We start from the raw sequence: 15,184 nt of genomic DNA on the forward strand, positions 1-15,184 counted from the left end.
TCCCACTTAATGATTAGAATGATCAACAGCAGCTTTATTTTCCTTGCCGTGTTGTTCATCTGATTCAAGAGAAATGTCAGTGATAACTAAGTCATCTCTAACCTCAAAAGTGAAAGTGACATTATCACCGACATTGAAATCAACCATTTCTATATTGTCCGCGACGATAAAATCCATCGTCGCAGCAGGTCTATCCCATTTCTCTATTGGGCCTCTGCTAATATTTAGAATCCGTGTATCAATATCAATCGCATTAATCAAACCAGATACTGTTGCTGATGATACTTCAGGCTCACTCATGATATGAATTCCAGTAATTTCATATCCACCGTCTTCGGTTTTGCTCACTTCAAAGTGCAAAGATTGACCTGACTTTAATGAGTCAATATCGACTTTTTCAGCCACAGTAAAATCCATAACCATTTCAGGCCAATCCCAAGCTTCAGCAGGGCCATGTGAAATATTAACCATGCGGTGCCCTGCCATAACACTATTAACATCCCCTTGCATCCAAACAGAGTTAGGCACTTCATCATGAGTCATTCGTTTAAAGTCAGAGCTTTTACTTGATTCAGAATCAATCAAGAATTGGGCAGATGTCACCACAACGTCATCTTCATTTAAGCCGTCTAATATTTCGATGCTGTCGATATCAACCCGGCCAATAGTCACTTCAATAGATTTAAATTGCCCATCACCTAACGCAAGTACTACTCTGTCCTGTTTACCTGTTCTAATAACGGCTTCTTTAGGCACGAGGATGGTGCTATCAGCTTGATTAGCGTGAATAGAGACTTGTGCAAACATATTTGGTTTTAATTGATAGTCTGTGTTATCAAATTTCAATCTCACTCGGAGTGTGCGTGTTTTACTGTTCAATGTTGGATAAACATAATCAACGACACCAGCCCAGTCCTCACCGGGTAAATAATCCAGTGTCATTGATACAGGAAGTCCTTTTTTAATTAAGGCTGCGTCACGTTCAAACACTTCTGCTTCAACCCAAACTTGATCTAGCTGGCCAATGCTTAATAAGGTGTTTCCCGGCTTTACATAAAAACCTTCTCTAACCTTCAAACCATCGACAACACCTGCTTGTGGTGAATAAAAGGTAATTGTTTGCTGAACCTTTCGTGTCTTTTCTAGCTTTTGAACAAAGTCTGCTGAAAGCTGTAACGCTTTTAGGCGATCTTTGGCTGCTGAAATTAAAGAACTATTGTTGCGCTTTAACGCTATTAACAGCTCTTCCTGAGCATTAACTAACTGAGGAGAATATAGTGTATAAAGAGGCTGCCCTTTCTCTACAGGGTTACCTGCTGCTTTGATGTAAAGTTTATCAATCCAGCCATCAACCCGTGGGTGGATATGAATTAGCTTATCTTCATCATATTGAACATAACCTACCGTTGAGATTTCAGTATGCATATTTTTCAGTTCAACAGGTGCAGTGCGAACCCCAAGGTTATTCACTACATGAGGCGCAATTTTTACTGCTCCGGGGCCAAAGTCATCACCAGATGATCCTTCCTCATACACTGGAATTAGGTCCATCCCCATAGGCGACTTACCGGGCTTGTCCCGGCGGTAATTAGAATCCATCGGTGCAACCCAATACAGAGGCTTTTTTTCTCCTGATGTTGCTTCATTACTATTACTGTTTGAGCCAGTACCTTGATATAAACTCAATGCTCCAGCACCAAGTGCTGCCCCAATGATGATGGCAATAATTGTTTTTGTATTCGTTGACATTATTTTTCTCCAAATTGCTGACTGGATAAGTGCTGATTAGTTTTGTGTGAAGTTTGCATCGACTTATGTTCAGCATTTGAGTTAGATTGAGAATGCGCAAAGAAATAGTTGATACGAGCAACTGTTTTAAGTGCGTCAACATCAATTCTTAAAGCTGATATTCTGGTATTTAATTCGGCAATTCTTGCTCGAACAACTTCGGCAAAATCGCCATCATCATTTGTGTAGGCTGTCAATGACGCTTCTGCTTGGTCATGAGTTTGTTTAAGGAGTTGTTCTTGATAGATAGATTGTCTATCTGATAAGCGTTTAAGCTGTCTTAGTTCTTTTTCTAAAACACTGATCATTTGCTTTGTCAGTAATAGTTTCTCGGTTTTAATAGTCTCTGAATCTGCAATAGAAGCTGCAACTTGCTTATCTTGTCTGTTCTCGGTAAACAAGGGTAAATCAAACGTTACCCCAACAGAAAATAAATCAGCTCGGCTATCACCAGAGGGCATATTGTCGCGATAGGCATAACTAGCATTAACACCCCATTGCGGCTCATATTGCTGTTTGGCTAACTCAATTCCTTTTTCTGAAGCTTTGCGTTTTATATCAATCGCAAGTATGGCTGGGTGATTCGAAAGCTCCTGAGCCAATAGATTTCTTGAGTAATTAGATGCTTTTAGGACTGTTGGATTATTCAATTGAATCGAAGGCAATTCTTTTGAGACGCTAAACTCTAATGGTTGCGCGTCAAAGTTGAATGATTCATTCAAACGATCCGCATCGTAAATATGAAGCCACTCATTGAGACGAGCGATTGTCGTTTCTAGTTTCTGCTTTTGCGAAGTTAATCTGTCATCTAACTGCACGATTTCCAACTGAGCACGAATAACATCTTGCTGTCTAGTTTTACCAACAACGTTTGAATAGCTAGCTTTAGCCACTTCTGCCATCTGCTCAAAGAGAGACCAATCATCTTCAATCAATTTAATAGTTTGTTGGGCTAAGTAAGCATCTAACCAAAGTTGTGACACTTGGCTTTTCAACTTAGCTTTACGATCCTCTCGTAACAGTGGAAATTTCGTGGACTCAATTTGTAACTGGTCTTTCTTGATCTCTAGACTGTCGCCTCTCGGAAACATTTGAGAGACGCCAACCTTTAGCTGAGTCATTCCTTCCTGATCTAAATCCCAAGTATCTGTTGGTAAATTCATTATCCCTAGCGATACTTTCGGATCAGGCAAAGTACCTGAAGCAATACTTCTATTTTCAACTGCACTTTGTTTCAATCGGCTACCATGAAGCCAAGGATCATTTTGCTGAGCTAAGGTGATAGCTTGTTCAAGCGACACTACTTTCTCAGCTTGAGCTGAGAATACAGATAAGCCGAGTATTAATGCAGTTGAAAGTGAAGTAAGGTTTGAAGAGTTCAATTTCATTAGAATTGCTCCTCGTATGTCTTAACTTTTGCATAGACTTTGCTCGTTCCATCTTTAAATAGAATTAACACGTTGTATGGCATAAAGCGGTCATCGACTTCCATACCGGGAGAGCCAACTGGCATTGCTGGAACTGAAAGCCCAATCGCATTGGGATGTTCTTCTGATAAGAACTGCTGAATAAATTTAGCAGGTATATGACCTTCAAAGGCAAATCCATTTCTACTCACTGCCGTGTGGCATGAACGGTAATTAGGTTTGATACCATACTTAGTTTTGATGTTGCCGATGTTTCGGAAATCTTTGGAATGCGCAACGATCCCTTTGTCTTCAATATGAGTTATCCATTTTTTACAACACCCACAAGTAGGGGTTTTATAAACGATTAACTCCAAAGGTGTTACGTCGTGATTGTCTGCATGGTTATGTTCGTTGGCGTTTGCAAACGCAGGTGAAAGCAGCATTACTACTGCTATTTTTAAATACTTATTGATCATTTTTGCCCCCAGACATCGCTGGAAAATATCTATAGCGCTACGACGCTATATTGACTAACAGAAAAATTAATTACATGTGCGAGAAATTTGGACGCACTAATCCTGTATTAGGCAAAAATTGGTGGACGATAAAGGGAAGTGGAAATTGAATGAGGTTGTTTAGATTGCAGAGCAGCTACAGATTCACTGAATATTTGAATATCTGTCGAATCAATACTGGAATTTAGGACTGTCGTAGATGAGCAAGCATTTGCAGGACAAATACATTCAACGTCACAACAATCTTCTGATTGACCATTACTGCTTTTATTCATATCACCATGATCCATGTTCATGTTCATGTTCATGTTCATGTTCATGTTCATGTTCATGTTCATGTTCATGTTCATGTTCATGTGTGATTCGTGAGAACCTGATGACATTTCGCAAGGCATAGCAGAATACGCAAATGCTTGCCCTACAAAGGCAACCAGCATAAGCGTCATTACTAAGACTTTTGAAAATGCTTTAGACATAAAATTCTCTTACAAATATACATTTCTAATACTAATGCAAATTTTTGACTAAGTCAATTGATGCTGTATAAACATTTATGAATATTTGATTATCGTCAAATTTTTCAAAGAGGTAAGTGACAAATAATAATCTCATCAGACTTCTTATCTTCGCTATTCAATGGCTTTTATTTTGAGACTTAAGTTGCTCTCTCATTTCTAAAACTCGATCTGCCGAATAAGCTCCTGCTCTCATAACAACCAGTTCAACAAATGAAATATCAATTAACTTATGGTCAGCATCAATCACATAACAACTCCCACTATGTGTGTATATTTCTAACTTATCTTCATCAGCAGATTTGCTAACAATCTTTGAAGTCACGATTTGCTGAAATGGCCGAAACCTGAATGTTTCATCTTCAATAACCCCCCCTGATAAAAACTCGCCAAGAAATATTTTTTCAAATTCTTTATAGTCGTAAACAGATACTATGTAGGCATCCTTTAAATATATTCTATCCAACGTATTCCCTTACTAATAACTAGCCGGGAGCATATCTCGCAGCTCTAATAACTCATTAGGAGAATACATACACTCATGCATTAAATTAAACTCAAATGCATTTACATCAAACTCTTTAGATTCAGCATCTAAGATATAAAAGTCAACACCAAAGCACTTACTTTCTAGACCATTGATTTCCAAAACCTTTATCGTGAATAAAGCATCTCCTTCTTTACCATTTTCATTTTCGTCAGCAAATGTGCCGTAAAGCACCCGTTCAACTTTTTCCTCTGTATCAGATTGAATTGAGATAAGTTTTGCGTTGGTTAGTTTTACTCTAGGTCTCATGCTTGAACTCCTTTCATATCTTCTACAGAAAAAGGACGAAAAAAACTTAGATATTTAACCCCATCAACTTTAAGCAAATTGTTGTCAGCATCAAAATGTGACAGAACACTAGATTGATACAACGAAATGTATTTTTCATAATCGATTGTGTTAAAAAAGTTGGTATCAACGCGCCTCGCATAAAAAACAAGATCTTGCTGTTCGATACGAACAATGAACTTCTGATCGCCATCTAGATTTTTGACTCGTAGACATAAATCAGGTTTGTGCCAATCAGATACAAAGGAAGGAATCAATGGGAAGCCATATACCAAATAGCGCATACCTTCGATTTTGAAGGTTGTTGGATTGAACTGAGCCTTATTTACTTTGCCGCTACTGAATAATTCAAGTGTCAACACCAGCCAGTGCACATGCTTAGAAAATGTATTTCCTTCAGAAATACAGCCTTCAAACTCACCATTATGGTTTACATGATTGATGTACATGTATTTTCTAATGTCATCCAAGGAAAGCTTTTCAAACGGAAACTTGCAAGCGATTAGCCTGAAATAACAACCATGAACTTTTAAATCTGCATATTGAACTATCAACGGATCATCAAAGGCATCAAAGTATGGTCGCCACTCTAAGCGGAAGTCTGCACCTGTATTTACAATAAACTTGGCATTTTCAGGCAACCCTAAAACTTGGTATATCACTGAAACTAACTCTAATGTTTCGATATCTACCAGCATCAGGCTTTCAATACGGTTTGCCATTGACTCAATTTCTTTATGAAGCGATTCAATAATTTCTTGATCATCGTATTCGTTGATCATTAAATATTTCAGGGAATCGTGCTTTAGAATTGAGTCCAGCTTTTTCTTTTCAAATACTTCAGAGAGATATTTATGGGTATCAGAAAAATAAGGGCAGTTATAAACACCTCTAGCCCACAGGCCTTGGGCGTAAAGATCAGGAAACTCTAATAACTCAGCAAACTCTTTTGCTTGTTTATTGAGCTTATTCTTTAATTGATAAAGTGAGATCATTTAGTTCTCCAAACAACTTTCCAATAAACAATGGCCTACCAACACATTGCTTTATTTATTGTTCAAATAACCAAATTTTTACGGATGCTCCGCTTCACTGTTCACGTTTTTCAAGGCGAAAAACATGTGTAGGCGTAGGCTGTCCGTTCAGCCTTCATATTATAATATCGCCAAAAAACAAAATGACAACTTACGTATTTGTACAACTTTAGGTAGATATTTTGAGTTTGAACTCTGAAAAGCTAAGCCCAAACAGGGATACGACCATCTCTTCATTTATATTGGAGCCGGGAAATTTTTTTTCAAAATTTCCAATAATGCTATCTAGGTGGCTAGCTAATATTTTTACTAAAAATATTTCCGAGTTTGGTGAGAGTGCAGACAGTGCTATCAATGGGTTGTCAAAGGATTCAGCTTTTATTTTTACTAGTAAATCGCTGTAACTGTCACAGCCGTAAAGACAAATAGCTAGGGCTTCTTGGGCTTGTCCAAGGGGAATAGTTAATAATTTAGATAATCGTTTTGCCTGCCTTTTTATATTTACTAGCAGGTCTTCTTTATTAAAAGACATCAATACACCAAAAAACGGCAACGCTAGGCCACGCACCTATGTCACTCAGTTTTTGTGAATATTTAATCTTTTAGTTCAGAGTAAATCCATTTCGTCCTGTTTTCGTGGGAACGGGCTTCTCTGAAAAGCCACTGCAAAAAGCAGTGGCTATTGTCGCAATATTATAAGGAAATGTGAATTGTAGTTTGATGCCTACATGTTCTTTTCAGTGAATTCAGCCAAGCTACTACGCTCTACTTCATCAAATATCAATACTGAGCCTTTTTCATAGTTTCTATACACGTTAACAGCCGCGCTAGCACCTGAAGATGCGGGTGTGACAAACTTATCATCAATCTGGGCTAAGTTGCCCAACACGATTGTGCGACAATTTTTGCCACCACGGCTTAACATGCCCTTAATTTGCGCTCTAGTCATGTTTTGAGCTTCATCAATGATTAAAACAGCATCGTCTATTGAACGACCTCGGAAGTAAGCCATACTAGTAAATTCTATATTGGCTTTTTCGATCACATGCTCAACAGTTGCACTAATATTACCTTCATTGTTATCACCTGAATGCATTGATATAAGCGCATCTGTTATACCTGCTAATAACGGCATTGATTTCTCTGTCAGGTCACCGGGTAAAAACCCCGGATCATCGTCCATAAAGTCTCTGGAGCGCACCACAACGATTTTTTTGTACTTTTTTAACTCCAATACTTGATGCAGCGCCGAAGCAACTGCTAAAAAAGTTTTTCCGGAGCCAGCAGGGCCAAGGATGATATTTAAGTCATAATATGGATCTGTTAATTGGCTTAAAGCTACTGCCTGACGCTGATTTTTAGGCAAAATGCCCCATACTTTTTCTTGTTTACGAGGCAATAACTTTGTGAATACCTCAGTATCTGTTACTTCTGAAATTCGCCCAATGTGTCCAGCTTCATCGTACCAATACATGTTTGGCTGAACTTCATCATTAAATAGACTTATTGGGAAAGTATAAACTTCTCCTGAAACCTTGAAGTCTTTGTCTGATTTAATTCGATCAAAAAGATCTCCTTTAAAGGCTTGTACCCCTGTGTATAAAAGATCAATATCTGATATTTGATTATCTACGGCAACGTCTTCTGCCATGACCCCTACGGTTCGAGCTTTCAAGCGCATATTAATGTCACGGCTAACAATTACTACGTCTTTATCTAAGTCCTTCTGAAGATACAGTGCATAGTTAATTATTCTATTGTCAGCGTCACTTCCAATACCGTGCTTTAACTCTTTAGCCATATCGAGCTGGGTATCAATTCCAATAAACAGTTTTCCTCGTTTAGCTGTTTCAGTAGAAGGTAGTGGAATACCAGCTTCCATCTCTTCTGCACTGTGCCCATTTATTATATCTTCAAGCATACGAATACATACACGAGCATCAGCACTAACCGATTTGTTAGTTCTTTCTTTTAAGTTATCTAATTCTTCTAGAACTGTTAGACAGATGTATACGTCTTCACTGTACGCAAGAAGTGACTTTGGATCATGAACTAGTGCCGATGTATCCAATACTCTTGGGTTTTTGTTTTCACTTGGATTATTCATTTTAGTTCTCCTTTGAGAACGATTTTCATTAATTAGCATTTTAGATTTACCTTAGCTTTATTATTTTTGTTTGTGCCTCTTGCAGGTTAAATCCATTATTTATATTTATTGATGAATGGTTCTATTCTTTAAGTCACACTTAATGACATGTTAGAGAGATTAGATCTTAGCCTGTTATAAATACTCAATTTATTCAGTAAGAATAAGGTCTGTAGATAGGTCTGCACAAATATTGAAAAAAAGCTTGCAGTAATACCTGTTTTACCACATCCCGCTGGGCCGGTTAAAATAACAAGCTCAATAGACGTGTCGAGCAAGGCATCAAGAGCCATTGCTTGGTAAATATTTTTTGGCTTTATTCCCCATGCACTTTGATGCATCAATCGCTCTGCACCAATATCTTTAATGGTAATATGCTCACCATCATACGATTTAACTCTAGCGGCAAACTGATCGCCATCATCAAGTAAATATTCATTACAAAACACATCAGGAATTAAATCTTTAGGGATATGATGAACTGTTTCACGTCCGTGTTGCTCAGTGCTACACTGACCGACATGCTGCCAAAAATCGCCCTCAATTTTTTTATAACCACTGGTGAGTAAATCAATATCGTCAATTAACTGATCAGTACGATAGTCTTCAACATATTTAAGCCCCGCCCCTTTGGCTTTTAAGCGCATGTTAATATCTTTAGTTACTAATATGACTTTTTTATCGCTGTGCTGGTTTTGTAAATGCACCGCACAATTAATAATACGGTGGTCGTTTTCATTGCCCGGCAAACCAGAAATAGAATCGGCAAATAAATGGTCGTTTACAATAATTAAGCTGCCTGTCGATCCGCCTTTTTTATTCCTTGGCAGCGCCACACCTTGTAACATTTGTTCGGGAGTTGCCTGACTCAACACCCCATCAAGGCCACGAATAGCCACTCGCGCATCGCGGCTCACATCGTGTTTTCTATCTTTTATATGATCAAGTTCTTCCAATACGGTCATTGGGATAACAACTTGGTGCTCTTGGAATGACAAATACGCGAGGGGTTCGTGAAGTAATACATTGGTATCTAGCACATACATTTTACTATCAAAATTTGAAGCTTTTCCCATAGTACTTTCCTTACGTTTTATGATTTTTATGCTATACCCAATAAACTAATCAGTGGTTACTAATAAACTTGATTAATTACTTAGGTATAATTTGAGTTTAGTCTATTTGTCATAAAAGTCTGTTTTATGACAAATATCATTTAGTTTGAATTTTCCACAAAATCGACGCACTAATGCGCGCTTAGGGTTGGTAATAATTCATACTTATAAAATTAATTAAAAGTCAGGCAAATAGCGCCTTGCAGTGGTGTTATGTAACAGGTAACATAGCCGCCTTTTTCTTCATAGACGAGACATACATGAATTTTTACTTAGGTCAGCGTTGGATAAGTGATACAGAGTCAGATTTAGGATTGGGCACCGTTGTTGCCATTGATGGCCGCCAGGTCAGCATTTTATTTCCTGCCAGTGGTGAAAACCGTGTTTATTCTTCTGCAGAAGCTCCGGTAACCCGCGTAGCATTTAATCCTGGTGATGTGATCCGAAGCGTTGAGGAGTGGGAATTACAAGTTGAGTCAATTGAAGTACAAGGCGAATTACTGTGCTATCACGGTGAACGTATTGATAACGGTGAAAAAGTACAATTAAAAGAGACCTTTTTAGACCATTTTATTAAATTTAATAAACCACAAGACCGTTTATTTGCAGGCCAAGTAGACCGCTTTGATCGATACACTTTGCGCTACCAAACTTGGTTACACCAATTTGAACGCCAACAGTCACCTATTAAAGGTTTAATTGGCCAACGTGCCAACCTTATTCCGCATCAGCTTTATATTGCCCAAGAAGTAGGTAAACGTTTTGCGCCACGTGTACTACTTTCTGATGAAGTAGGTTTGGGTAAAACCATCGAAGCTGGCATGATTTTACACCAACAAATTATTACTGGTCGCGCCAGCCGTGTGCTCATTGTGGTACCTGAGAACTTGCAGCACCAATGGTTAGTAGAAATGCTACGCCGTTTTAATTTACGTTTTTCTATTTTTGATGAAGAGCGTTGCGACGAAGCGTTTGCTGATTCACCTAACGTGTTTGATACCGAGCAACTGGTGCTTACCAGCCTTGAGTTTTTAACTAAGAAAAAACGTTGGTTTGAACAAGCTACGTTGGCCGACTGGGACTTATTAGTCATTGATGAAGCCCATCATTTAAGCATTAACAACAATAAACCTAGTGCCGAATACCAACGTATGGCTGAGCTGAGTCAAGACATTCCGGGGCTAATTTTATTAACAGCAACGCCAGACCAACTGGGTCATCGTAGCCACTTTGCACGCTTACAACTGCTCGACCCAGATCGCTTTTACGACTACGACGTATTTAAAGAAGAAGAAGCAAACTACAAAGATGTAGCCAAAGCTGCTAACCAACTACTGCAAGAGCAATCATTAGATGATAACGCTAAAGCAACCTTGATTGAGCTATTAAAAGAAACGGATATCACCGATATTCTTGAAACAGCACAACAAGGCGACCTTGAAGCACGTAAAGAAATTTTAAATATGCTTTTAGACCGTCACGGTACTGGGCGCATCTTATTTAGAAATAGTCGCAGTGGTATTGATGGTTACCCAAGTCGTAAATTACACGCCTACCCTATGGCTTTACCTAAGCAATACAAAACAGCAATGACTGTACTAGGTAATATGAGCGGCATTCAAAATGCTGAACTCAGTGCACAACGTGCACTTTTCCCTGAAAAAATATTTCAAGAGTTTGAAGGTGAAAGCGCCAGCTGGGGTTTATTTGACCCTCGCGTAGATTGGCTAATCGAAACGCTAAAAACTCTCAAACGTGAAAAAGTATTACTCATTTGTGCTAAAGCCGAAACCGCAATCAGCCTTGAGCAAATATTACGTGAACGCGAAGCAATTAAAGCCTCGGTTTTCCACGAGGGCATGTCGATAATTGAACGAGACCGCGCCGCGGCGTTCTTTGCCGATGAATACGATAATGCTCAAATATTATTGTGTTCTGAAATTGGTTCAGAAGGCCGTAACTTCCAATTCTCACATCATTTAGTGTTGTTTGATTTACCGCTCAACCCAGATTTACTTGAGCAACGAATTGGTCGCTTAGACCGCATAGGACAAACACAAGATGTGAACATTCATGTGCCTTACTTTGAAAATACGGCACAGGAAGTGTTATTACGTTGGTACAACGAAGGCCTAGATGCATTTGAAAGCACTTCAACCACAGGACAGTTATTATATAAAGAATTTAGCGAAGACTTACTTGAATATATTGCAGCTCATAATTGTGACGAAGATGAGCTAGACCCATTGCTTGAGCAAGTAGCACAAAAGAATGCAGTATTACGTAAGCAAATGGAAAGTGGCCGAGATCGCCTACTAGAACTGCATTCATCAGGGCAAGGCGCTGCTGATTCACTCGTAGCTGACATTGAAAAACTCGATAATCAGTTTGAGCTACCAAGTTACATGATCAATGTGTTCGACACCTTTGGCGTAAGCCAAGAAGATAAAGGTGAAAACACTATTATTTTAAAACCCACTGAGCATATGCTTAACGCGTCATTCCCTGCTTTAAAAGAAGATGGCATGACGGTAACATTTGACCGTGATACCGCTCTTTCGCAAGAAGATGTGCACTTTATCAGTTGGGATCACCCTATGGTGCAAGGCACTATGGACATGATTTGCGATGATGACTTTGGTAGTGCGTCAGTGGCGTTACTTAAAAACAAAAAGTTACCACCAGGAACATTCTTTGTTGAGCTAATCTTTGTTGCCGAGGCGATGGCACCAAAAGTACTGCAAGTGGGCCGCTTTTTACCGCCTACGCCAATTCGTATTTTACTCGATAAGAGCAGTAATAACTTAGGTGAAAATGTTGGTTTTGATGGCTTTAATCAGCAACTATCTGCGGTAGGTCGTCAAACAGCAAGTAAATTAGCCGGTGCATTGCAAAGTGCGGTTCATCCGATGATCAATACTGCAAAAGACATGGCGCAACAAAAGTTGGATGTTATTCGTGCCGAGTCATTAGCAAAAATGCAAACATCGTTGAGCGAAGAGCAACAGCGATTAGTTGCACTGAAACAAATTAATCCAAACATTCGCCAAGAGGAAATTACCTTTTACGATAAACAACGCAATGAGCTAACCGCACATATTGAAAAAGCGCAGTTAAAACTCGATGCGATTCGTTTGATTGTGGTTTCGCACTAGAGAATCTAGCTGTCAGTTGTTAGTTAAAGATTACTAACGTGTGTGTATAAAAAGAAAGCGCGATATTTATATCGCGCTTTTTACTTGAGCCTAAGACCTCACTCCACTAAAATAGCGCACTTCAAAATCACTGAGGTCTGCTGTGTTAGTTAACTACAATCCCCCTATGAGCCCGTATTTAACTATACTGTTTCAAGACGATGATTTACTTATTGTAAATAAGCCTAGCGAGTTACTCACCGTCCCAGGTAAAGACCCAAAACATGCCGATAGTTTAATCAATCGCGTCAATCGTGTTTTTCCTAGTGCTAAAATTGTTCACCGTTTAGATATGGCTACCTCAGGCATACTTTGCTTAGCAATGAACAAAGCCGCTCATCGGCATTTAAGTATGCAATTTCAAGAGCGTGAAACGGCAAAGCGTTACATTGCGCGAGTTTATGGGCAACTTGAAAGTGAAACCGGCTCAGTTGACTTACCGCTTATTTGTGATTGGCCGAACCGTCCTAAGCAAATGGTTGATCACGACAATGGCAAGCCCTCGCTTACTCATTTTAAAGTGCTTGAGCGCGAAGCACAGGCAACCCGTGTAGAGCTTACTCCTATTACAGGGCGCTCACATCAGCTGCGCGTGCATATGTTAAGCTTAGGCCATCCTATTTTAGGCGATCGCCTCTACGCCCATAAAGACGCACTTGCTGCGGCACCTCGGTTACAGCTACATGCACAAATGCTACAACTCAAACACCCTGTAACGGAGCAAGTACTTACTTTTGAAGCTGAGAGCGAGTTTTAACACGGATTAATCTTTTAGCTATTTACTGTAAATAGCTAAACTTTAAGAGTGCTTCGCCGATACATAAATAAGATTTAAATTAAAAGCTTATTTATGTTTATTACGCAGATGTTTAAAGCCATTATTACTACTCTTGTGCTTGGCTGTACGTTAATCGGTTTTCAAGCGCTGAGTGCTGAGTATATCGCTCCTCCTCCCTTTTCAAAAAATATTGATGCGGATATCTCTCGCCTAGCCAAAAGTGATGAAGTAAAGCCTATTTTAGCTGGTGATACTGAGTTTTTAACTTTATACAGTGAGTATATGAGTGCGGACTTTAGAGGGGTAGTCATACTTATTCCTGACTGGCAATCAACGCCAACAAACAATGCAGGCATGAACTTTTTACGTAAAGAACTGAATAACCACGGGTATACCTCTTATGCGATGACAGTGCCTGATATTGATTGGCAAGCAGCTCAAGATGATGCAGCAAAAACGACAAATGATTCCGTGGGCACAAATAATAAAACAGCCAACGCAAATACTAAGCCAAACACCAGTACACAAAAACAGCCCCATCATGCTGACTATGTTGAGCAAGTAAATACTGAGGTGGTAGACAATTACAAGTTAAAACTACTCGCTCGCTACGACGCTTTATATCAGCAGGCTGCGATTGAGTCTGAGAATATTGTTGTTATTGCACAAGGCACCAGTGCTGGGGTGTTATTGGAGCATTACGCTGAGTTTTCAGACTCAAAAATAAACGCCTTCATTAGTTTGAGCAGTTACCTTCCTAATACAAAACGCAATGCAAAGTTAAGCCAAATAACATCTTTGGTCACCCCTGCTTTGTTAGATATTTATTTTGCTACAGACAGTAATGATATTTTAATGAATCTTAAAAACCGCCAGCGTTGGGTTAATCGAAATGCAAAGTTTGATTATCGCCAGCGCCAGCTGTTTGGATTACGCGATGCGCCGCAGCAACATGCGCGGCTAAGCAAAGAAATAGACGGGTTTTTACGCCGCCTTTTTTAAATACTCGTATGCCGCTTGAATATCTTGGCTTTTTTTAACTGCCACTTCCATCATATGCTTAGGTAAACCTTGCGATACCAGTTTATCAGGGTGGTGCTGAGCCATGAGCTTACGGTAGGCTACTTTAATATCACGTTGCGACGCGTCTTTATTTAAACCTAATAAGGCCAATGCCTGCGAACGGTTCATATCATTACTTGGTGGTACATGATGTCCTGAACCTTCGCGGTAGCTGCTACTTTGACTTTGCTGCTGTTTAAAACGCTGTTGTTGCTGCCTAAAGTTAAACTCTGCTTGATAACGTTTTAATACAAAGGCAAAGTGTGCTTTAGACACACCTAGCTGCTTACTAACTTCTTGCAGTAATTGCTTTTCTTGTGCAGCAAGTACCCCGTCAGAAAACGCCATTTGAATTTGAATTTCTAAAAATAACTGCAGTAAATCATAACGTTTAGCAAAACGTTCTTTAAAATCATAAACCGTATCTTTGAGTGAAAAGTCGCTATCTTTACCTGATTGAAATGCCTGCTGCGCTTCACGGCGCTCTTCGCCTTTTAAGCCCATTTCATCCATAAACAGCGTCGCTGCTTTAATGTGGGTTTCGCTAACACGGCCATTCGACTTGGCAATATGCCCCATTACCGCAAAGCAACTCGAAAAAAACAACGCTTGGCGTTCGTTAACATCATCGCCTTTAAAGAGGTTAGAAAAGCCGCCAGCTTTATCAAAGTCTTTTTTTAAGCTTTTATCAAACATATGGCCTAGGTATAAGCCTAAAATGGCACCAAATATTTTGCCAAACATAAAACCAAAACAGAAACCGAGAATTTTTCCCCACATTTTAAAACTTACC

The 15,184-nt window shown here is 39.3% G+C and carries 13 protein-coding genes and 1 pseudogene; 3 read left to right on the forward strand and 11 right to left on the reverse strand.

The features are described from left to right. Positions 1-6 precede the first annotated feature (6 nt). From KK487_RS13205 to KK487_RS13250, 10 genes and pseudogenes are all read right to left on the reverse strand, one after another. A complete protein-coding gene (locus KK487_RS13205) occupies positions 7-1,749 on the reverse strand; it encodes an efflux RND transporter periplasmic adaptor subunit (RefSeq protein ID WP_004589254.1) in 1,743 nt (580 codons plus the stop codon). Continuing rightward, positions 1,749-3,176 (reverse strand): TolC family protein, encoded by a 1,428-nt coding sequence (locus tag KK487_RS13210; RefSeq protein WP_004589253.1) that lies wholly within the window; start codon positions 3,174-3,176, stop codon positions 1,749-1,751. Before KK487_RS13210 ends, KK487_RS13205 begins: the two co-directional genes overlap by 1 nt. Further along, entirely contained in the window at positions 3,176-3,673 is a 498-nt protein-coding gene (locus KK487_RS13215; RefSeq protein ID WP_036956660.1) for a DUF411 domain-containing protein, read from the reverse strand. Before KK487_RS13215 ends, KK487_RS13210 begins: the two co-directional genes overlap by 1 nt. 107 nt (positions 3,674-3,780) lie before the next feature. After that, a complete protein-coding gene (locus KK487_RS13220) occupies positions 3,781-4,188 on the reverse strand; it encodes a hypothetical protein (protein ID WP_215521839.1) in 408 nt (135 codons plus the stop codon). A 157-nt stretch (positions 4,189-4,345) separates the two neighbouring features. After that, positions 4,346-4,693: a hypothetical protein gene (locus KK487_RS13225; RefSeq protein WP_016899198.1), complete on the reverse strand. Its 348-nt coding sequence runs from the start codon at positions 4,691-4,693 to the stop codon at positions 4,346-4,348. A 12-nt stretch (positions 4,694-4,705) separates the two neighbouring features. Then, a complete protein-coding gene (locus tag KK487_RS13230) occupies positions 4,706-5,023 on the reverse strand; it encodes a hypothetical protein (RefSeq protein WP_008109627.1) in 318 nt (105 codons plus the stop codon). Continuing rightward, on the reverse strand, positions 5,020-6,057 hold the full coding sequence (locus KK487_RS13235; protein WP_008109625.1) for a hypothetical protein: 1,038 nt from the start codon (positions 6,055-6,057) through the stop codon (positions 5,020-5,022). Before KK487_RS13235 ends, KK487_RS13230 begins: the two co-directional genes overlap by 4 nt. A 208-nt stretch (positions 6,058-6,265) precedes the next feature. Continuing rightward, a complete protein-coding gene (locus tag KK487_RS13240) occupies positions 6,266-6,628 on the reverse strand; it encodes a hypothetical protein (RefSeq protein ID WP_008109624.1) in 363 nt (120 codons plus the stop codon). Between the two features lie 192 nt (positions 6,629-6,820). Continuing rightward, positions 6,821-8,203 (reverse strand): PhoH family protein, encoded by a 1,383-nt coding sequence (locus tag KK487_RS13245; RefSeq protein WP_008109623.1) that lies wholly within the window; start codon positions 8,201-8,203, stop codon positions 6,821-6,823. A 257-nt stretch (positions 8,204-8,460) separates the two neighbouring features. Continuing rightward, a pseudogene (locus tag KK487_RS13250) lies at positions 8,461-9,318 on the reverse strand (PIN domain-containing protein); the annotation flags it as partial. Between the two features lie 299 nt (positions 9,319-9,617). Here KK487_RS13250 and rapA point away from each other — a divergent pair. The 3 genes from rapA to KK487_RS13265 all read left to right on the forward strand — a co-directional run bounded on the left by rapA (position 9,618) and on the right by KK487_RS13265 (position 14,331). After that, positions 9,618-12,512 (forward strand): RNA polymerase-associated protein RapA, encoded by a 2,895-nt coding sequence (gene rapA, locus KK487_RS13255; RefSeq protein WP_128583151.1) that lies wholly within the window; start codon positions 9,618-9,620, stop codon positions 12,510-12,512. A gap of 142 nt (positions 12,513-12,654) precedes the next feature. After that, on the forward strand, positions 12,655-13,308 hold the full coding sequence (rluA, locus tag KK487_RS13260) for a bifunctional tRNA pseudouridine(32) synthase/23S rRNA pseudouridine(746) synthase RluA (RefSeq protein WP_128583150.1): 654 nt from the start codon (positions 12,655-12,657) through the stop codon (positions 13,306-13,308). A 93-nt stretch (positions 13,309-13,401) separates the two neighbouring features. Then, the gene (locus KK487_RS13265; RefSeq protein ID WP_128583149.1) at positions 13,402-14,331 is read left to right on the forward strand and encodes a DUF3530 family protein; all 930 of its coding nucleotides are present in this window, start codon (positions 13,402-13,404) and stop codon (positions 14,329-14,331) included. Here the strand turns inward: KK487_RS13265 and djlA are convergent. Then, positions 14,314-15,171, reverse strand: a complete 858-nt coding sequence (djlA, locus tag KK487_RS13270; protein ID WP_008113211.1) for a co-chaperone DjlA — start codon at positions 15,169-15,171, stop codon at positions 14,314-14,316. The genes KK487_RS13265 and djlA overlap by 18 nt on opposite strands. Positions 15,172-15,184: the final 13 nt, after the last annotated feature.

The organism is Pseudoalteromonas sp. SiA1, from assembly GCF_018732205.1.
Taxonomy (GTDB): domain Bacteria; phylum Pseudomonadota; class Gammaproteobacteria; order Enterobacterales; family Alteromonadaceae; genus Pseudoalteromonas; species Pseudoalteromonas tetraodonis.

Bases quoted from the DNA above. Each gene is read 5' to 3' on its own strand.
- KK487_RS13205 (WP_004589254.1), bottom strand. From the start codon at position 1,749: ATGTCAACGAATACAAAAACAATTATTGCCATCATCATTGGGGCAGCA.
- KK487_RS13210 (WP_004589253.1), bottom strand. From the start codon at position 3,176: ATGAAATTGAACTCTTCAAACCTTACTTCACTTTCAACTGCATTAATA.
- KK487_RS13215 (WP_036956660.1), bottom strand. From the start codon at position 3,673: ATGATCAATAAGTATTTAAAAATAGCAGTAGTAATGCTGCTTTCACCT.
- KK487_RS13220 (WP_215521839.1), bottom strand. From the start codon at position 4,188: ATGTCTAAAGCATTTTCAAAAGTCTTAGTAATGACGCTTATGCTGGTT.
- KK487_RS13230 (WP_008109627.1), bottom strand. From the start codon at position 5,023: ATGAGACCTAGAGTAAAACTAACCAACGCAAAACTTATCTCAATTCAA.
- KK487_RS13235 (WP_008109625.1), bottom strand. From the start codon at position 6,057: ATGATCTCACTTTATCAATTAAAGAATAAGCTCAATAAACAAGCAAAA.
- KK487_RS13240 (WP_008109624.1), bottom strand. From the start codon at position 6,628: ATGTCTTTTAATAAAGAAGACCTGCTAGTAAATATAAAAAGGCAGGCA.
- KK487_RS13245 (WP_008109623.1), bottom strand. From the start codon at position 8,203: ATGAATAATCCAAGTGAAAACAAAAACCCAAGAGTATTGGATACATCG.
- rapA (WP_128583151.1), top strand. From the start codon at position 9,618: ATGAATTTTTACTTAGGTCAGCGTTGGATAAGTGATACAGAGTCAGAT.
- KK487_RS13265 (WP_128583149.1), top strand. From the start codon at position 13,402: ATGTTTATTACGCAGATGTTTAAAGCCATTATTACTACTCTTGTGCTT.
- djlA (WP_008113211.1), bottom strand. From the start codon at position 15,171: ATGTGGGGAAAAATTCTCGGTTTCTGTTTTGGTTTTATGTTTGGCAAA.